17 protein-coding genes are annotated in these 18613 nt (G+C 71.8%); 8 read left to right on the top strand and 9 right to left on the bottom strand.

The features are described 5' to 3' along the window. Position 1: 1 nt before the first annotated feature. From ABD652_RS08210 to ABD652_RS08190, 5 genes are all read right to left on the bottom strand, one after another. Positions 2 to 1183 (bottom strand): acetyl-CoA C-acyltransferase, encoded by a 1182-nt coding sequence (locus ABD652_RS08210; protein WP_344720097.1) that lies wholly within the window; start codon positions 1181 to 1183, stop codon positions 2 to 4. Between the two features lie 59 nt (positions 1184 to 1242). Next, positions 1243 to 1914 (bottom strand): 3-oxoacid CoA-transferase subunit B, encoded by a 672-nt coding sequence (locus ABD652_RS08205; RefSeq protein WP_344720095.1) that lies wholly within the window; start codon positions 1912 to 1914, stop codon positions 1243 to 1245. Between the two features lie 57 nt (positions 1915 to 1971). Next, positions 1972 to 2688, bottom strand: a complete 717-nt coding sequence (locus ABD652_RS08200) for a CoA transferase subunit A (RefSeq protein ID WP_344720093.1) — start codon at positions 2686 to 2688, stop codon at positions 1972 to 1974. 51 nt (positions 2689 to 2739) lie between these two features. Continuing rightward, a complete protein-coding gene (locus ABD652_RS08195) occupies positions 2740 to 4422 on the bottom strand; it encodes an AMP-binding protein (protein ID WP_344720091.1) in 1683 nt (560 codons plus the stop codon). 85 nt (positions 4423 to 4507) lie between these two features. Beyond that, entirely contained in the window at positions 4508 to 5116 is a 609-nt protein-coding gene (locus tag ABD652_RS08190; RefSeq protein ID WP_344720089.1) for a TetR/AcrR family transcriptional regulator, read from the bottom strand. A gap of 186 nt (positions 5117 to 5302) precedes the next feature. Between ABD652_RS08190 and ABD652_RS08185 the strand changes: the two genes are divergently transcribed. From ABD652_RS08185 to ABD652_RS08160, 6 genes are all read left to right on the top strand, one after another. Next, the gene (locus ABD652_RS08185) at positions 5303 to 6913 is read left to right on the top strand and encodes a carboxyl transferase domain-containing protein (RefSeq protein ID WP_425574561.1); all 1611 of its coding nucleotides are present in this window, start codon (positions 5303 to 5305) and stop codon (positions 6911 to 6913) included. Between the two features lie 9 nt (positions 6914 to 6922). Further along, positions 6923 to 8986 carry an acetyl/propionyl/methylcrotonyl-CoA carboxylase subunit alpha gene (locus tag ABD652_RS08180; protein ID WP_344720087.1) on the top strand — a complete coding sequence of 688 codons (2064 nt, stop codon included), beginning with the start codon at positions 6923 to 6925 and terminating at the stop codon, positions 8984 to 8986. Between the two features lie 3 nt (positions 8987 to 8989). Beyond that, positions 8990 to 10153, top strand: coding sequence for an acyl-CoA dehydrogenase family protein (locus ABD652_RS08175; protein WP_344720085.1), 1164 nt, complete (start codon positions 8990 to 8992; stop codon positions 10151 to 10153). Positions 10154 to 10188: 35 nt separating this feature from the next. Continuing rightward, positions 10189 to 10716: a MaoC family dehydratase gene (locus ABD652_RS08170; RefSeq protein ID WP_344720083.1), complete on the top strand. Its 528-nt coding sequence runs from the start codon at positions 10189 to 10191 to the stop codon at positions 10714 to 10716. Next, positions 10713 to 11594 (top strand): HpcH/HpaI aldolase/citrate lyase family protein, encoded by an 882-nt coding sequence (locus ABD652_RS08165; protein ID WP_344720081.1) that lies wholly within the window; start codon positions 10713 to 10715, stop codon positions 11592 to 11594. The genes ABD652_RS08170 and ABD652_RS08165 overlap by 4 nt, the downstream gene beginning before the upstream one ends. 78 nt (positions 11595 to 11672) lie before the next feature. Beyond that, complete coding sequence (locus ABD652_RS08160; RefSeq protein WP_344720079.1) at positions 11673 to 13097, top strand: class II fumarate hydratase; 1425 nt, start codon at positions 11673 to 11675, stop codon at positions 13095 to 13097. A 93-nt stretch (positions 13098 to 13190) separates the two neighbouring features. On the opposite strand, the gene ABD652_RS08155 is transcribed toward ABD652_RS08160, so the two are convergent. Both ABD652_RS08155 and ABD652_RS08150 read right to left on the bottom strand, forming a co-directional pair. Next, positions 13191 to 13739 (bottom strand): NUDIX hydrolase, encoded by a 549-nt coding sequence (locus ABD652_RS08155; protein WP_344720077.1) that lies wholly within the window; start codon positions 13737 to 13739, stop codon positions 13191 to 13193. Between the two features lie 184 nt (positions 13740 to 13923). Further along, positions 13924 to 14439, bottom strand: a complete 516-nt coding sequence (locus ABD652_RS08150) for a prepilin peptidase (protein ID WP_344720076.1) — start codon at positions 14437 to 14439, stop codon at positions 13924 to 13926. A gap of 114 nt (positions 14440 to 14553) precedes the next feature. On the opposite strand from ABD652_RS08150, the gene ABD652_RS08145 reads away from it, so the two are divergent. Continuing rightward, positions 14554 to 15240: a rhomboid family intramembrane serine protease gene (locus tag ABD652_RS08145; RefSeq protein ID WP_344720074.1), complete on the top strand. Its 687-nt coding sequence runs from the start codon at positions 14554 to 14556 to the stop codon at positions 15238 to 15240. A gap of 33 nt (positions 15241 to 15273) precedes the next feature. Here the strand turns inward: ABD652_RS08145 and phoH2 are convergent, their stop codons facing one another. Further along, entirely contained in the window at positions 15274 to 16647 is a 1374-nt protein-coding gene (phoH2, locus tag ABD652_RS08140) for an RNA 5'-3' helicase PhoH2 (RefSeq protein WP_344720072.1), read from the bottom strand. Positions 16648 to 16985: 338 nt separating this feature from the next. After that, positions 16986 to 17762 (bottom strand): isoprenyl transferase, encoded by a 777-nt coding sequence (locus ABD652_RS08135; protein WP_344720070.1) that lies wholly within the window; start codon positions 17760 to 17762, stop codon positions 16986 to 16988. Positions 17763 to 17874: 112 nt separating this feature from the next. Between ABD652_RS08135 and trhA the strand changes: the two genes are divergently transcribed. Beyond that, entirely contained in the window at positions 17875 to 18573 is a 699-nt protein-coding gene (gene trhA, locus ABD652_RS08130) for a PAQR family membrane homeostasis protein TrhA (RefSeq protein ID WP_344720068.1), read from the top strand. Positions 18574 to 18613: the final 40 nt, after the last annotated feature.

Raw genomic sequence — 18613 nt, 5'->3', positions numbered from 1 at the left:
CTCAGACGCGGAGCACCAGGGCGTCGCCCTGTCCTCCGCCGCCGCAGAGCCCGGCGGCTCCGATCCCCCCGCCGCGACGGCCGAGCTCCAGAGCCAGGTGCAGCACCAGCCGGGCGCCGGACATCCCGACCGGATGGCCCAGCGCGATCGCTCCGCCGTCGACGTTGAGCCGCGACTCGTCGATCCCCAGACGGCGCGCCGAGGCCACGCTGACCGCGGCGAATGCTTCGTTGATCTCCAGCAGGTCCAGCGCCGTCGGCTCGACTCCCTGGCGGGCGCAGGCCGCGGCGACGGCGCGGGCCGGCTGCAGCTGCAGGGAGGAGTCGGGGCCGGCGACCATCCCGTGGGCGCCGACCTCGGCGATCGGCTCCAGCCCCAGGTCCCGGGCCCTCTCCTTCGCCATCACCACCAGCGCCGCGGCGCCGTCGGAGATCTGCGACGAGGTCCCGGCCGTGATCGTGCCGTCCCGGGAGAACGCCGGACGCAGCGCCGACAGCGTCTCGGCGGTGGTCTGCTCCCGGATGCCCTCGTCGGCGTCGACGACGACCGGCTCTCCGCGACGCCGGGGGACCTCCACCGGCACGATCTCCTCGGCGAAGGCTCCCCGGTCCCGGGCGGCGGCGGCCCGCTGGTGCGAGGCGGCCGCCGCGCGATCCTGATCCTCGCGGGAGACCTCGACCTCGCCGGTGTTGCAGGACTCGGTCAGCGCGCCCATCGACTGGTCGGTGGCCTGGTCGTGCAGCGCGTCGTGGGCCATCGAGTCCACCAGCCGCGCGTCGCCGTACTTGGTCCCGGTGCGCGAGCCCGGCAGCAGATGCGGCGCGTTCGACATCGACTCCATGCCGCCGGCGACGACGACCTCGGCGTCTCCGGCCCGGATCATCCGGTCCGCCTCCACCACGGCGTTCAGCCCCGACAGGCACACCTTGTTGACGGTGATCGACGGCACCGACGCCGGCACTCCGGCGCGCGAGGCGGCCGTGCGGGCCGGATTCTGCCCGGCGCCGGCCTGGATGACCTGTCCCATGATCACGTGGTCCACCGCCTCAGCGGCGAGGCCGGCACGGTCCAGGGCGCCGCGGATCGCCGTCGCGCCCAGGGCCGCGGCCGGCAGGGACGACAGCGCGCCCAGCAGGCTCCCCATCGGCGTGCGCGCGCCGGCGACGATGACGGTCTCGGTCATGGTTCTCCTCCTTCGTCCGGGCCCTGTCCGGGCCCTGTCCGGGACTCTGCCCGGAACCCTCAGGCCTCGGCCTCGTCCAACGCCGCAGTGACGCGCGGCCCGGTCTTCTCGACGACCTCCTCGACGGAGACGCCCGGGGCCAGACGCCGCAGGACGAGCCCCCGTCCGCCGTCGTCGCCGGCGCCGTCGACCACGTCGAGCACCGCCAGATCGGTGATGATCCGATTCACGACGCCGACGCCGGTCAGCGGCAGGGAGCACTCCTCGACGATCTTCGGAGCGCCCGTCTTGGAGGTGTGGGCCATCACCACGATCACCCGCCGAGCCCCCGCGACGAGGTCCATCGCCCCGCCCATGCCCTTGACGAGCTTGCCGGGGATCATCCAGTTCGCCAGATCGCCGGCGGCGGTCACCTCCATCGCCCCGAGGATCGCCGCCTGGACGTGTCCCCCGCGGATCATGGAGAAGCTCAGCGAGGAGTCGAACACCGCCGCCCCCGGCAGCAGCGTGACGGTCTGCTTGCCGGCGTTGATGAGGTCGGGGTCCTCCTCGCCCTCATAGGGATACGGTCCGGTCCCCAGGATGCCGTTCTCCGACTGCAGGGTGATCCGGACGCCCTCGGGCAGGTGGTTGGCCACCAGCGTCGGGATGCCGATGCCCAGGTTGACGTAGTCTCCGTCGTGCAGCTCGCCGGCCGCGATCGCGGCCATCTCGTCGCGCGTCCAGCTCATCAGGTCCTCCCAGCTCGGGGTCTCGCGTCCGGCGCCTCGCCGGCCGTGAAGTCCTCGTCACGCATCTGCCGGCTCGGGCCGCGGACGGGTCGTGCGCTTCTCGATCAGCTTCTCGCGGTCGGTGGCCTGCACCAGTCGCTGCACGAACACCGACGGGGTCATCACCGCATCCGGACGAATCTCGCCCGGTTCGACGATCTCCTCGGCCTCCACGACGGTGACCCGCCCGCACGTGGCCACCAGCGGGTTCAGGTTCCCCGCCGTCAGGTTGTAGACGAGGTTGCCGCCGGCGTCGGCCGTCCGGGCGTGCACCAGGGAGACGTCGGCGACGATGCCGCGCTCGAGGATGAACGTCTCGCCGTCGAACTCCTGGTGCTGCTTGCCCTCGGCGACCCGGGTGCCGACGCCGGTGCGCGTGAAGAACCCGGGGATCCCGGCGCCGCCGGCGCGGAGCCGCTCGGCCAGAGTCCCCTGCGGGGTGAACTCCACCTCCACCTCGTCGGCCAGATACATCTCGGCGAAACGCTGATTCTCGCCCACGTAGGAGGCCATGATCCGCCTCACCTGACCGCTCTCCAGCAGCCGGCCGAGACCCTCGCCGTCGACGCCCATGTTGTTGGAGGCGATCGTCAGGTCACGGACGCCGGAGTCCCGCACCGCGTCGATGAGGTCCGCGGGGATCCCGCAGAGCCCGAAGCCGCCGACGGCCAGCGTCATTCCGTCGGCGAGCACGTCCTGCAGCGCCTCGGCCGCCGTGCCGTATCGTTCAGCCATGTCTCCACCTTCCTGCGCCCGGGCGGCCGGGCGTCTCGCGGGGTGCGATCGTCAGCGGTCCGCGCGGACGTCGTCGACGGCGCCGGGCGTGGCGAGCAGGTCCAGGGCCCGCTCGCGCATCCGCACCTTGCGGACCTTCCCGGTGACCGTGGTGGGGAACTCGTCGACGACGACCACGTATCGGGGGATCTTGTACTTGGCCAGCTGACCGTCGCAGTGCGCCTTCAGCTGCTGGGCGGCGACGGGCTCGGCGTCCCGGCGCAGCCGGATCCAGGCCATGAGCTCCTCGCCGTATCGATCGTCGGGCACGCCGATGACCTGGGCATCGATGATGTCGGGATGGGTATGGAGGAACTCCTCGATCTCCCGGGGATAGATGTTCTCGCCGCCGCGGATCACCAGGTCCTTCATGCGACCGGTGATCTGCACGTACCCGTCGGCATCCATCCGGCCCATGTCCCCGGTGCGCATCCACCCGTCGCGGTCGACCGCCTCGGCGGTCTTCTCCGGGTCGTTCCAGTAGCCCCGCATGACCAGGTAGCCGCGGGTGCACAGCTCGCCGTCGGCGTCCACGCCCAGGGTCTCGCCGGTGACCGGGTCGGCGACCTTGACCTCCACATGGGGGCCGACGCGTCCGACCGTGCCGACCCGACGGCGCAGCTCGTCGTCCACGCGCGTCTGCAGCGAGACCGGGGAGGTCTCGGTCATGCCGTAGCAGATGGTGACCTCCTCCATGTTCATCTCGTCGATGACGCGGCGCATGACCTCCTCCGGGCACGGAGAACCGGCCATGATCCCGGTCCGGAGGCTGGTGAGGTCGAACGTCCCGAGGGTCTCGAGGCTCAGCTCGGCGATGAACATCGTCGGCACGCCGTAGAGGCTGGTGCAGCGCTCGGCCTGGACCGTCGACAGCGTGGCCTCCGGGTCGAAGGCCGCCGACGGGATGATCATCGTCGATCCGTGCGTGACGGCGGCGAGATTTCCCATGACCATGCCGAAACAGTGGTAGAAGGGCACCGGGATGCAGATGCGGTCGCGCTCGGTGTAGCGGCAGACCTCGCCGACGAAGAACCCGTTGTTGAGGATGTTGCGGTGGGTCAGCGTCGCGCCCTTGGGGAAGCCCGTGGTGCCCGAGGTGTACTGGATGTTGATGGGGTCCTCGGCGGCGAGCCCGGCGGCGATCCGGTCCAGAGCCTCGTCGTCGGCCTCTGCCGCGAACAGGCTCTCCCACGCGCCGGTGCCCATGATGACCGTCAGGTCCAGCGGGCCGCGCTCGGCCTCCGCGGCCGCGAGCATCCCCGGATAGTCCTGCCCGCCGGACTCCCCCGAGGCGACCACAGCGGTGAGCCCGGCCTGCTCGAGCACGTAGTCGAGCTCGTGCTGGCGGTAGGAGGGATTGATGGTGACCAGCACGGCCCCGATCTCGGCCGTGGCGAACTGCGTGAGAGTCCATTCCCAGGTGTTGGGTCCCCAGATGCCGATGCGCTCGCCCGCGGTGAGGCCGGCCCGGTGGAGGCCGGTGGCCAGGCGGCGCACGTCCGCCCGCAGCTGCCGCCAGGTCCACCGCCGGCCGGTCGGGACGTCCACCAGCGCCTCGCCGTCGGGGAATCGGGCGGCCGCGGCCGCCAGGCTCTCGCCGATCGTGCCCTCGATCAGCGGGACGTCAGTCGGGCCGCGGTCGTACGCCGTCGTCAGCGGCCCCTGCGCACTCGCCTCGGATGGTGTGGCGATCATCTGAGCTCCCGGATCCGTCGCTTTCAGTTAATGCCGACAAACTCGAAGCTACCAGGCTGTGAGCCTGCTCACAACATCCGGACCCTCATCGGTCGATGCGACAGTCGATCGCCGCCCGGGCCATCGCGGTCAGCGCCCGGGCGCTGTCGTCGATCGCCGTCGGGGACGGGGCGCTTCCGTAGTGATGCTTCATGGAGTGGGCGGTGGAGTTGATCAGGCCGAACACGGCATGGACGCGGGTGCGGAGCTCCTCGGAGCCGGCGCCCGGATGCAGCTGCCCGATCGCCGCGGCCCAGAGCTCGATGTACTCGCGCTGCATGCGCCGGATCCGACGCCGATCGGCGTCGGCGAGGCGCTGCATCTCCTGGTCCTGGACCCGGATGACCTCGGGGCTGCGCAGCGCGAAGGCCACCTGGAACGCGACGAGACGGTCCAGCCGAGAGGCGACGTCGGCCTCCTGCGCCCGGATCCCGCGGGCGCCGTCGAGCAGCTCCGCGCTGACCCCCAATAGCAGCTGGCCGAGCATGTCCTGCTTGCCCCGGAAGTGCCGGTAGATGGCCTGGCCGGTGACGCCGACCTCGCTGCCGATGTCGTCGAGCGCCACCGAGGCGAAGCCGTGCAGGCCGAACAGCCGTCCGGCCGCCTCGAGGAGGTCGTGCCGACGCTGCTCCTTCTCCGCCTGCCGCCGCGTCATGACTCTCGTGTCGCCGTCGCGGACTTCAGCACTGGACAAGCGTGATCACCACCACTATCTTGAATTTCAGTTATTCATCGTTAACTCAAATCTAGCCGCTCGACGACGGGCCGACAAGGCTGGCCCCGCGCGGGACGTCCGCAGGGCACGGCGGCGACCCCTCGACCCGGATCCAGGGAGGACGACGTGGAGACACTCCCCAGCGCAGTGGACACCCTCTCCGAGGAGTTCGCCGCCAACGCGACGAGGAACCGACAGCTGCGCCGCGAGCTGACGGAGCTGCTGCACCGCACGGCGCTGGGCGGACCGGAGAAGACGCGCCGCCGGCATCGCGAGCGGGGCCGGCTGCTCCCCCGGGAGCGCGTCGACCGGCTGCTCGACGACGGCAGCCCGTTCCTCGAGGTCGGGGCGCTGGCGGCCCACGGCATGTATGACGACGCCTCCCCCGGCGCCGGCATCATCACCGGCATCGGACTGGTCCACGGTCGGCAGGTGATGGTCGTGTGCAACGACTCCACGGTGAAGGGCGGCACGTACTTCCCGATGACGGTGAAGAAGCACCTCCGCGCCCAGGAGATCGCCGGGGAGAACGGCCTGCCCTGCATCTACCTCGTCGACTCCGGCGGCGCCTTCCTGCCGATGCAGGACGAGGTCTTCCCGGATCGGGAGCACTTCGGGCGGATCTTCTACAACCAGTCGCAGCTCTCCGCGCAGGGCATCCCGCAGATCGCCGCGGTGCTCGGCTCGTGCACAGCGGGCGGAGCCTACGTCCCGGCGATGAGCGACGAGTCCGTGATCGTGCGGGGCCAGGGCACGATCTTCCTGGGCGGGCCGCCGCTGGTGAAGGCGGCCACCGGCGAGGAGGTCACCGGCGAGGAGCTCGGCGGCGCGGAGGTCCACACCTCCCGCTCCGGCGTGGCCGACCACATCGCCGAGGACGACGACCACGCGCTGCAGATCGTCCGCGACATCGTCTCCACGCTGCCCGCGCCGGAGGCTCCGGCATGGAGCGTCGCCTCCGAGGCCCGGCCGCCGCGGCTGCCGGCGGAGGAGCTCGACGGGATCATCCCGCGTGACGTCAACCAGCCCTACGACGTCCACGAGGTCATCGCCCGGCTCGTCGACGACAGCGCCTTCCACGAGTTCAAGCGCGACTACGGCACCACGCTGGTCACCGGGTTCGCGCACATCGACGGCCACCCGGTGGGCATCGTCGCCAACAACGGGATCCTGTTCTCCGAGTCATCCCTGAAGGGGGCCCATTTCATCGAGCTGTGCGACCAGCGCGGCATCCCGCTGCTGTTCCTGCAGAACATCTCCGGGTTCATGGTGGGCCGGGACTACGAGGCCGGCGGCATCGCGAAGAACGGCGCCAAGATGGTCACCGCCGTCGCGACCACGCGGGTCCCGAAGATCACCGTGGTGATCGGCGGCTCCTTCGGCGCCGGCAACTATTCGATGTGCGGCCGGGCCTACTCCCCACGCTTCCTGTTCCTGTGGCCCAGCGCCAGGACCTCGGTGATGGGCGGCGAGCAGGCCGCCGCGGTCCTGGCGACGGTGAAGCGCGACCAGCTCGAGGCCGTCGGCGAGGAATGGAGCGCGGACGAGGAGGAGCAGTACAAGGAGCCCGTCCGGCAGAAGTACGAGGACCAGGGCAGACCCTGGTACTCGACGGCGCGGCTCTGGGACGACGGCATCATCGACCCCGCCGACACCCGCCGCGTGCTCGCCATGGCCCTGGAGACGTGCTCCCGGACCCCGCTGTCCGACCCCGGCTTCGGCCTGTTCAGGATGTAGGAGATCAGGATGACGGCTCCCTCGACCCGACGCTCGGCCCGACTCTTCGGCACAGTGCTGGTGGCCAACCGCGGCGAGATCGCCGTGCGGGTGATCACCACGCTGCGGCGCCTCGGCATCAGCTCGGTCGCGGTCCACTCCGAGGCCGACGCCGACGCGGCGCACGTGCACCTGGCCGACCGGGCGGTGTGCATCGGCCCGCCCGCGGCCGCCGAGTCCTATCTGGACATCGGAGCGGTCGTCGACGCCGCGCGGGCCGCCGGCGCCGACGCCGTGCACCCGGGCTACGGCTTCCTCTCCGAGAACCTCGAGTTCGCCCGGGCCTGCCGGCAGGCCGGGATCACCTTCATCGGCCCAGGCGTCGACGCCCTGGAGATCATGGGCGACAAGATCCGGTCCAAGAACCACGTGGCCGCCGCCGGCGTGCCGCTGGTCGAGGGGATCTCCGAGCCCGGCATGGACGACCGGCGGCTGATCGAGGCCGCCGAGGGGATGACCTTCCCGGTCCTGATCAAGCCCTCCGCCGGAGGCGGCGGCAAGGGGATGCACGTCGTCGAGCGCCCCGAGGATCTCGCCGAGTCACTGGTGACGACGCGACGCGTCGCGCAGGCGTCCTTCGGCGACGACACGCTGTTCATCGAGCAGCTCATCCGCTCGCCCCGCCACATCGAGGTCCAGATCCTCGCCGACTCCCACGGCGGCGTCGTGCACCTCGGCGAACGCGAGTGCTCGCTGCAGCGGCGGCACCAGAAGGTCATCGAGGAGGCTCCCTCTCCCCTGCTCGACGAGCGGACGCGGGAGCGGATCGGTCAGGCGGCCTGCGACACCGCGCGCAGCGTCGACTACCTCGGCGCCGGGACGGTGGAGTTCCTCGTCTCCGACGAGCAGCCGGACCGGTTCCACTTCATGGAGATGAACACCCGCCTGCAGGTGGAGCATCCGGTCACCGAGCAGGTGACCGGGGTGGACCTGGTCGAGCAGCAGATCCGACTCGCCGCCGGCGAGCCCCTGGCGATCCGCCAGGAGGACGTGGCCCTCGACGGACATTCCGTGGAGGCCCGCGTCTACGCGGAGGTCCCGGAGTCCGGATTCCTGCCCAGCACCGGCACCGTGGTGCATCTGACCGAGCCCGTCGGCGAGGGCGTCCGCGTGGACTCCGGACTCCGCGCGGGCCACGTCGTCGGCGTCGACTACGACCCGATGCTCGCCAAGGTCATCACGACCGGGGCGGACCGTGAGCAGGCCTTCGCCCGGCTGCACCGCGCGCTGGGCGAGACCGTGGTGCTGGGCTTGGAGACCAACGTCTCCTACCTGCAGCAGCTGGCCGCCGACGACGACGTCCGCGCCGGGCGCCTGGACACCACCATGATCGAGCGCCGACTGCCGGAGATGACCTTTCCCCGTCCCGACGAGGACGTCCTCGTCGCCGCCGCACAGTTCGTCGCCGACGCGCGGGAGGCCCCCGCCCCCGGACGGCCCGACCACGGGTGGCGCCGGGACGGGTGGCGGCTCGGCGAGCGATCGGACGTCACCTGGACGGCGACCCACCGGGCCCCCGACGGCGAGCAGCTCACCGTCGTCGTGCCGCTGGACGAGCCGGCCGAACTGCGGGCCACGGCGCCGGGCGGGCCCCGCCGCAGCGCCGGGACGCAGCTGTTCACCCGGAACGGCGTCACGCGCCCGATGACCCTCGTCGAGGGGGAGCGCCGCCGGGAGGGCGTCGACGTCTGGGTCTGGTCCGCGCGCTTCACCGGGATGATCACCGTCCTGGACCGCCAGGCCCGGACCCTGCAGCTCCTCGCACAGCGGGAGGCCCGGCACGCCGTCGCCGCCCCGGAGGTCGTCGCCCCGCTGCCGGGCACCGTCGTCGCCGTCGAGGCGAGCAGCGGCGCCCGGGTGGAGGCCGGCGATCCGCTGGTCACGATCGAGGCGATGAAGATGGAGCACCGCCTGACGGCCCCGCTCGAGGGCACGGCGACGATCGCCGTCGCCCCCGGGGACCGGGTCTCACTCGGCCAGGTGCTGGCCACTGTGACGGCGGACGCCGCCGCAGACGAGCAGAAGGAGGCATGAGCAGTGGACTACGAGCTCACGGAGGAGCACCAGGCCCTCGTCGAGGCGGTGCGGGACTTCACCCGGGAGGTGGTGGCGCCCGTCTCGGCCACGCATGATCGAGAGCATTCCTTCCCCTACGACGTGGTCGCCCAGATGGGCGAGATGGGCCTCTTCGGCCTGCCCTTCCCGGAGGAGCACGGCGGACAGGGCGGGGACTGCTTCGCCCTGTGCCTGGCCCTGGAGGAGCTGGCCAAGGTCGACCAGTCGGTGGCGATCACCCTGGAGGCCGGCGTCTCCCTCGGCGCGATGCCGATCCATCGCTACGGCACCGAGGAGCAGAAGGCGACCTGGCTGCCCCGCCTCACCAGCGGGCAGAACCTGGCCGGCTTCGGCCTCACCGAGGCCGAGGCCGGATCCGACGCCGGCGGGACCCGCACCAAGGCCGTCCTCGAGGACGGGCAGTGGGTGATCGACGGGACCAAGGAGTTCATCACCAACTCCGGCACCGACATCTCCTCCCTGGTGACCGTCACTGCGGTGACCGGCGAGTCCCGCCGCGAGGACGGCTCGGTGAAGAAGGAGATCTCCACCATCCTGGTGCCGACCGACACCGCGGGATTCACCGCCGAGCCGGCCTACGACAAGGTCGGCTGGAACGCCTCCGACACCCACCCGCTGACGCTGAACGGCGTGCGGGTCCCCGAGGAGAACCTCCTCGGCGAGCGCGGGCGCGGCTACGCCAACTTCCTGGGCATCCTCGACGAGGGGCGCATCGCGATCGCGGCCCTGGCCGTCGGGGCGGCGCAGGGCTGCGTGGACGAGTCCATCCGCTACGCGAAGGAGCGGGAGGCCTTCGGCGCCGCGATCGGGAAGAACCAGGCGATCTCGTTCAAGATCGCGCGCATGCAGGCCCGCGCCCACACCGCCCGCCTGGCCTACTACGACGCCGCGGCGAAGATGCTCGCCGGAGAGCCCTTCAAGACCGAGGCGGCGATCGCCAAGGTGGTCGCCGGGGAGGCCGCGATGGACAACTCCCGCGACGCCGCCCAGGTCTTCGGCGGATACGGCTTCATCAACGAGTTCGTGGTCTCCCGCCACTACCGGGACTCGAAGATCCTCGAGGTCGGCGAGGGCACCACCGAGGTGCAGCTGATGCTCATCGCGCGCAGCCTCGGCCTGGACTGATCGCCGCCCCTCCGACGAGGAAGGAGATGGACCTCATGACCGACGAGGACGCCGGCGAGGACCGCCGGATCATCCAGCAGCGCGGCCTCTACCTCGACGAGCTGACGGTGGGCGCGGTCTACCGGCACGCGCCGGGCCGCACCGTCACCGAGGCGGACAACGTGCTGTTCACCACGCTGACGATGAACACCCAGTCGCTCCATCTGGACGCGCACTGGTCGGCCCAGCAGCCCTTCGGCCGCCCGCTGGTGAACTCCATGTTCACGCTGGCGACGATCGTCGGAGCCTCGGTGGCGCAGCTGTCCCAGGGCACGATCGTGGCCAACCTGGGCTTCGAGGAGGTGCAGTTCCCCCGCCCGCTGGTGCCCGGCGACACGCTCTACTCCGAGTCCGAGATCCTGGACACGCGCCTCTCCTCCTCGCGGCCCGGCCAGGGGATCGCGAGGATCCGCCACCGGGGCCGCAACCAGGACGGGGCCGTGGTGGCCGAGTGCGTCCGTTCGGTGATGCTGTGGGCCTCGGAGGATGCGCACCGGACCGGCGCGACGGGAGGCGAGGCATGAGCAGCCGTCTCTCCGGCTCCTCCGGGTTCGATGTGGGCCCGACGCTGCTGTTCTGCCCCGCCGACCGGCCTGAGCGCTACGCGAAGGCCGCCGAGCGCGCCGACGCCGTCATCATCGACCTCGAGGACGCGGTGGCCGCCGACGACAAGCCCGCCGCCCGACAGCACCTGCATGGACACCTGGAGGCGCTGGCCGCACCGGAGGCCGAGGCGCTGCGCCGTCGGACGGTGGTGCGCGTCAATCCGGCCGGCACCGAGGCCTTCGACGCCGACGTCGAGCATCTCGCCGGCGCCGGCGCGGCCCTGGTGATGCTGGCCAAGGCCGAGTCCGTCGACGACGTCGCCGCGGCCGCCGCGGCCTTCCCCGCGGCGGGGATCATCGCGCTGTGCGAGACCGCCGCCGGGGTCTCCCGGGCCGAGCAGATCGCCTCCCATCCGCAGGTGGTCGCCCTGATGTGGGGCGCCGAGGATCTCATCGCCTCCATCGGCGGCAGCTCCTCCCGCCGTCCCGACGGGCTGTACCGCGATGTGGCGCGGCAGGCCCGCACCCAGGTGCTGCTGGCCGCGGCCACCCACGGGGCGGCCGGGATCGATGCGATCTACGCCGACATCGACGACGCCGAGGGCCTGGCCGCCGAGGCCGCCGACGCCGTCGGCAGCGGCTGGGCCGCCAAGGCCTGCATCCATCCCGCCCAGGTGCCGGTGGTCCGGCAGGCCTACGCCCCCTCCGCCGAGGATCTGGAGCATGCCCGCGCGCTGCTGGACGAGGTCCCCCGCCACGGCGGGGCGTTCCGCTTCCGCGGCGCGATGGTGGACATGCCGCTCGTCCGGCACGCCGAGCAGATCGTGCGCCGGGCCGAGGCCGCCGGGGACGCCTGAGCTCGGCCGCAGCGCTCCGGAGCCGACCCGACGGCGCAACACCGTCCGCCGCGGCGGCCGGGATCATAGAATGGCCGCATGACTGAGAACTCAGCTGCTGAGACCGAATACCGCATCGAGCACGACACCATGGGCGAGGTGAAGGTGCCCGCCCATGCGCTCTACCGGGCCCAGACCCAGCGGGCCGTGCAGAACTTCCCGATCTCCGGGCGCACGCTGGAGCGGACCCACATCGAGGCGCTGGCGCGGGTGAAGAAGGCCGCCGCGCAGGCGAATCGTCAGCTGGGCGTGCTCGACGCCGCGCGCGCCGAGGCCATCGCCGGCGCCGCCGACCGCGTGGCCTCCGGCGAGCTGGACGAGCACTTCCCCGTCGACGTCTTCCAGACCGGCTCCGGCACGTCGTCGAACATGAACACCAACGAGGTGCTGGCCACGCTGGCCAACCGCGCGCTGGCCGAGCAGGGGGCGGACGAAGAGGTCCACCCCAACGACCACGTCAACGCCTCGCAGTCCTCCAACGACGTCTTCCCCACCTCGGTGCACGTGGCGACCACGTCGGCGCTGCTCAACGACCTCAAGCCCGCGCTGACGCATCTGGCCGAGGCGCTGGAGGCCAAGGCGAGCGAGTTCTCCGAGGTCGTGAAGTCCGGCCGCACCCACCTGATGGACGCCACCCCGGTGACGCTGGGCCAGGAGTTCTCCGGCTACGCCGCCCAGGTCCGCTACGGCATCGAGCGCCTCGAGGCCGCACTGCCGCGCGTCGCCGAGGTCCCGCTGGGCGGCACCGCCGTCGGCACCGGCATCAACACGCCGGCCGGCTTCGCCGAGACGGCGATCCGGGCGCTCGCCGAGGAGAGCGGCCTGCCGCTGACCGAGGCGCGCGACCACTTCGAGGCGCAGGCCAACCGGGACGGGCTGGTCGAGGCCTCCGGCCAGCTGCGCACCATCGCCTACTCGCTGATGAAGATCAACAACGACCTGCGCTGGATGGGCTCGGGCCCGAACACCGGCCTGGGCGAGATCGCGCTGCCGGACCTGCAGCCGGGCTCGTCGATCATGCCCGGCAAGGTCAACCCGGTGATCTGCGAGTCGGCCATCCAGGTCTGCGCCCAGGTCATCGGCAACGACACCACGGTGTCGCTGTCGGCGACCAACGGCGCCTTCGAGCTCAACGTCGGCATCCCGGTGATGGCGGCGAACCTGCTCGAGTCGATCCGGCTGCTGACGAACACCGGCTACGTGATGGCCGACAAGATGATCTCCGGGATCACGGCGAACACCGAGCGCACCAGCTTCCTGGCCGGCGCCTCGCCGTCGGTGGTCACTCCGCTGAACAAGCACGTCGGCTACGAGGCCGCCGCCGAGATCGCCAAGCACGCGGTGAAGAACAAGGTCACCGTGCGCGAGGCCGTCGTCGAGCTCGGCTATCTGGAGCGCGGCGAGCTGACCGAGGAGCAGCTCGACGAGGCCCTGGACGTCATGTCGATGACGCAGCCGGGCTGAGTCGCCCCTCGCCTCGCGCCGCGGGCCGGTCCGCCGTCGTGCGGGCCGGCCCGCCGCGCCTGCGGGTGAGGCCGGCGGGCCGCGGGCGTCGGGTCAGTCGTGCTGCGCGGCCGGCTCCCCCGCCGCCTCCGTGTGCGAGGTCCCGGGCTCGGTGAACTGCGCCGGCGCGCCGGCGTCGAGCGCCCAGCCGATGACCATGCGCTGGTCCTCGGCGAGCGACTCCGGCAGCGCGGTGACCGGGAACCAGCCGACGTCGATCGACTCGTCGTCGTTGACCCGCGGCTCGCCGTCGAGCGTCTCCATCTCGAACACCGTGTCCAGATAGCGGCAGCGATCCCCGTTGGTGTACTCGACGGGACCGTGGGCGAAGACCCCGGCCACGCGCACCGGGCAGGCCGTCAGCGCCGTCTCCTCCTGGACCTCCCGGATGGCCCCGTCCGCCGGGTCCTCCCCCGGCTCGAGGATCCCCGCGGTCACCGTCCAGGCGCCGTCGTCGCTGCGCCGGACCAGCAGCACCTCCGGCGAGGGCAGCACGCGTCCGTCCGCGCGGCGCCGGACCACCACCGCGCGGACGGCGGGGATCCAGAGCTCCGCAGTGCCGACATGACGGCGCAGGTCGCGGATGAAGTCGGGAGTGGGCACAGGCTCCTCCGAAGGGGCACGAGATGGGCGAGAAGACTTTCAGAACATCATCCCAGGGCCGGCGCCGCGGGATGTCGTGTTGCGCGGCCCTCCGCCGCCGAGCCGGATGAACTCCTCGTGACCACGGGGCGGCGCGGAGCTCACCGGATCCGCGGATGCGGCGAGCCCGGCGGCGGCCCGCGGGTCAGCTGATGATCAGCGCGATGGCCGCGCCGAGGATCAGGAACGGACCGAAGGGGATGCGGCTGCGCCGGCCCGCCCGCCGGGTGATCAGCAGCCCGGCGGCGACCAGCCCGCCGAGCAGGAAGGCCAGCACGACGGCGGCCAGCACCGTCGTCCAGCCGAGGAACCCGGTGTAGAGGGCCAGCACCGCCACGAGCTTCACATCCCCCATCCCGATCGACGGCGGATGGGCCAGCCGGATCAGCAGGAAGGCCCCGCCCCAGATCAGCGCCGCCGCCAGGGCGCGCATCAGTCCGTCCAGGGCGCCGGTGAGCAGCGTGACCGCGACCAGCACCCCCAGCGCCGTCAGCCCCCACGGGTAGAGGATGCGGTTGGGCAGCCGGTGCTCGGCGAGGTCCACGAAGCTCAGCGCGACCGCGCAGAGGGCGAAGGCCGCGCCGCCGCCCAGCAGCAGCACGCCGGCGATCAGGTCGAGCGCCGAGCCGGAGGTGAGGAGTTCGCCGATGTGGGGGATCACGGGATCCAGCGTAGGCGGATTCCCCCATTCCTGGAACGAGCGCGGGGCGCCCTGTGGAGAGCCGCGTCCTGCATCCGCCCGTAGGATGGAGAGGACTCACGAGAGCGAGGCATCATGAGGGACACCCCCGCCAGGACACCGGAAGGCGACGGCTCAGACTCCTGGGGCGCGCTGGCCCGCGACGCGCGCTCGCACCTGCTGCGCAGCGCGCTGCCGGTGCTTCTCCCGGTGGCGGTGATGTGGGTGCTGCTGCTGGTCCGCCTGGTCACCGGCAACTGGCTGACGCTGTCGCTCAGCCTCGAGGCGCGCGAGCTCTCCGGTTTGATCGGCATCGTCACGATGCCGCTGGTGCACAGCGGATTCGCCCACCTGATCGGCAACACCGCCGCCTGGCTGCTGCTCGGCGGACTGATCGCCCTGCTCGACCGCCGCTTCCCGCTGATCCTGCTGCTGATCTGGCTGCTCTCCGGCGCGGTCCTGTGGGTCATCGGCACTCCATGGGTCTGTCAGGCCCCCGGCTCGCTGGACTGCGCCGGCCATCACATCGGCGCATCCGGGGTGACCTACGGCTTCGGCGCCTTCCTCATCGCCTACGGCCTCCTGACCCGACGGATCGTCGCCGTGCTGGTCGCCGTGCTCGTGCTGCTCGTCCACGGGGTCTCGATGCTGTTCGGCATGCTGCCGTTCACCGCCGGCACGGGCGTCTCCTGGACCGCCCACCTCTCCGGCGCGATCGCCGGCGTCGTCGTCGCCCTCCTCATGACGCGGACGACCCGGGCCGCACGAGCGGCCCGGGCCTGATCGGCGTGGTCGCGCGCCCTCGAGGCGGCGCGCTCAGCCCTGGTCGAGCAGCTCGGTGACCAGCGCGGCGATCCGCGAGCGCTCAGAGCGGCTCAGCGTCACATGGCCGAAGAGCGGGTTGTCCTTCAGCGTCTCGACGACGGCGGCGACGCCGTCGTGCCGGCCCACGCGCAGGTTGTCGCGCTGGGCGACGTCGTGGGTGAGCACGATCTTGGAGTTGTGCCCCATCCGCGACATCACCGTCAGCAGCACGTTCTTCTCCAGCGACTGGGCCTCGTCGACGATCACCCAGGCGTCGTGCAGGCTGCGGCCGCGGATGTGGGTCAGCGGCATGACCTCCAGCAGCCCGCGGTGGGCGACCTCGTCGAGGACGTTCTCGCTGACCAGCGCGCCCAGGGTGTCGTAGACCGCCTGCCCCCAGGGGTTCATCTTCTCCGTCTCGGTGCCCGGCAGGTAGCCCAGATCCTGGCCGCCGACCGCATAGAGCGGCCGGAAGACCACGATCCGCTTGTGCTCGCGCCGCTCGAGCACCGCCTCGAGGCCGGCGCAGAGCGCCAGGGCGGACTTGCCGGTGCCGGCGCGCCCGCCCATCGAGACGATGCCGACCTCACGATCGGTGAGCATGTCGATGGCCAGCCGCTGCTCGGCCGAGCGGCCGTGGACGCCGAAGACCTCGCGGTCGCCGCGGACCAGCTGCACGTGCTTCTGCGAGGCGCCGTCGATGCGGACCCGGCCCAGCGCCGAGCCGGAGCCCGAGGAGATCACCAGCCCGGTGTTGGTGGGCAGGTCCTCGGCGTCGTCGAGGTCGATCAGCTCGCCGTCGTAGAGGCTGGAGAGTTGCTCGTCGGTGGCGGTGACCTCGGCCAGGCCGGTCCAGCCGGTGTCGGCGACCCACTCGTTGCGGTACTCGTCGGCGTCGAGACCCATGGCCGAGGCCTTCACGCGCATCGGCAGGTCCTTCGAGACCACGGTGACCTCGCGGCCCTCGTCGGCGAAGCTCTTGGCCACTGCGAGGATGCGCGAGTCGTTGTCCGAGCCGCGGAAGCCGTGCGGCAGCACCTCCAGCGAGATGTGGTTGAGCTCGACGAGCAGGCTCCCGCCCTCGTCGTTGAGCGGGATCGGCTGGTTCAGCGCCCCGTGGGCGACGCGCATCTCGTCGAGCAGCCGCAGGGCGGTGCGGGCGTAGTAGCCCAGCTCGGCGTCGTGCCGCTTGCCCTCCAGCTCGGAGATGACGACGAGGGGGACGATCACCTCGTGCTCGGCGAAGCGCAGCATCGCCCGCGGGTCCGAGAGCAGCACGGAGGTGTCGAGCACATAGGTCTTCTGCGCGACCGCGCCGGCGAGGGAGTCCCGCGCGGCGGCGGCGTGCTCAGGGGTGGTCGGGACGGAGGAGTTCAGGGAGGACACGATTTCTCCAGACCGGGGAGCTGCGGCCTCGACGCCCTGCGGGCCGCGGCCGTCGCCGGCCGTGCCCGGAAGGACGCGGGGCGGATGCCGCTCCCGCTTCGACGATCGGACGGTGTGTGCGGTTCGGCCCGCAGGGGCCGGACCGACCCCATCTGCCGTTCGGCATGTGTCGGGCCTCTCCGGTCAGGTTCCTGACACTGCCTACACTAGACCGGCCCGCCGCGGCGGAGGTCACCAACACGGACGGCGAGATGACGGCTCGGTGAACTCTGCCCCGCCCCGTCGGTGACCACGAGCCTGACGGCGCATGACGCCCCAGGTCACCGCGCTGCGGCGGCTCAGCCCCCGTAGCGCCGCTGGCGCTGGGCGAAGTCGCGCAGCGCGCGGATGAAGTCCACCCGGCGGAAGTCCGGCCAGAGCGCCTCGCAGAAGTAGAACTCCGAGTAGGCCGACTGCCACATCAGGAATCCGGAGAGCCGCTGCTCGCCGGAGGTGCGGATGATCAGATCCGGGTCGGGCTGGCCGCGGGTGTAGAGCCGGTCCGCGATCGCCCCCGGCGTCAGCTCCTCGGCCACGGCGCCGGGGCTGCGGCCCTGATCCTCGGCGTCGCGCAGCAGCGCCTTCACCGCGTCGACGATCTCCTGGCGCCCGCCGTAGCCGACGGCGACGTTGACGTGCACCGAAGGCGACTCGTCGTCGGCGATCTCGGCGATCTCGCGCAGCCGGGCCGCCAGCGGCTCGGGCAGCAGCTCCGGGGCGCCGACGGGGTGGACCCGCACCGGACGCCCGCCCGGCCGCGACTCGGCCAGCCGTTCGAGCGTGTCGCCGATGATCTCCATCAGCTGGTCCAGCTCGTCGGAGGAGCGGCTCATGTTGTCGGTGGAGAGCATGTAGAGCGTCACCGTCGGCACGCCCAGCTCGGCGCACCAGCCGATGAACTCGACGATCGTGTCGGCCCCGGCGAGGTGCCCGTCGGCAGTGTGCGCACCGGCCTGACGGGCCCAACGGCGGTTGCCGTCGACGACGACGCCGATGTGCCGGGGCAGCCGGTCGGCCGGCAGGGCGCGGCGCAGCCGTCGCTCATACACCGCATAGGGCAGGTCCCGCAGCCTCATGGCGCCTCCTCGCTCATCGTCGTCGCCGGCGGCGGAGCGCCGGCGCGAACACCACCGTATCGCGCACCGACAGTGTTACCTGCCGGTCACTTCCGCGGCGTAGACTGAGGCCATGACCCCGCGGAGCGACTCCCGTCGAACGCCGTCGGCCGCGCCGTCCGCCTCCTCTCCGACCGCGCCCGCGCCGCCGCCCAAGCCGGTGATGCGCGGCTGGCTGCACGCCGCCATGGTGCCGCTGGCGCTGGCCGCCGGCGTCGTGCTCGTCGTGCTCGCCCCGCCCGGGCTGAAGCTCGCCTCGGCGGTCTACGCGGTGACCGGCCTGCTGCTCTTCGCCGTCTCGGCGACCTACCACCTGGGACGCTGGCGTCCGCGCACACGGATGCTGCTGAAGCGGCTCGACCACACCAACATCATGCTGATCATCGCCGGCACCTACACGCCGCTGACGCTGGCGCTGCTGCCGGAGCCCAAGGATGCGATCCTGCTCACCGGCGTCTGGGTCGGCGCGCTCGGCGGCGTGGCCTTCCGCCTGCTGTGGACCGGTGCCCCGCGCTGGCTCTACGTGCCGGTCTACGTGCTGCTCGGGCTCGCCGCCGTCGTCTTCCTCGGCGACTTCTTCGCCGCCGACGTCGCCGCCGCGGTGCTGATCTGCGTCGGCGGGGCCGCCTACATCACCGGGGCGGTCTTCTACGGGCTCAAGCGGCCCGTGCTCTCCCCGCGCTGGTTCGGCTTCCACGAGCTCTTCCACGCCTGCACACTGGTCGGCTTCATCTGCCACTCCGTGGCGATCATGCTCTCCGTGCTGGGCTGATGCTCCGTGCTGGGCTGACGCTCCGCCCCGGCTCGGTGCG

It is taken from the genome of Nesterenkonia halobia (assembly GCF_039536005.1).
Classification (GTDB): Bacteria; Actinomycetota; Actinomycetes; order Actinomycetales; family Micrococcaceae; genus Nesterenkonia; species Nesterenkonia halobia.
This window is presented reverse-complemented; position numbering and strand designations above follow the sequence as displayed.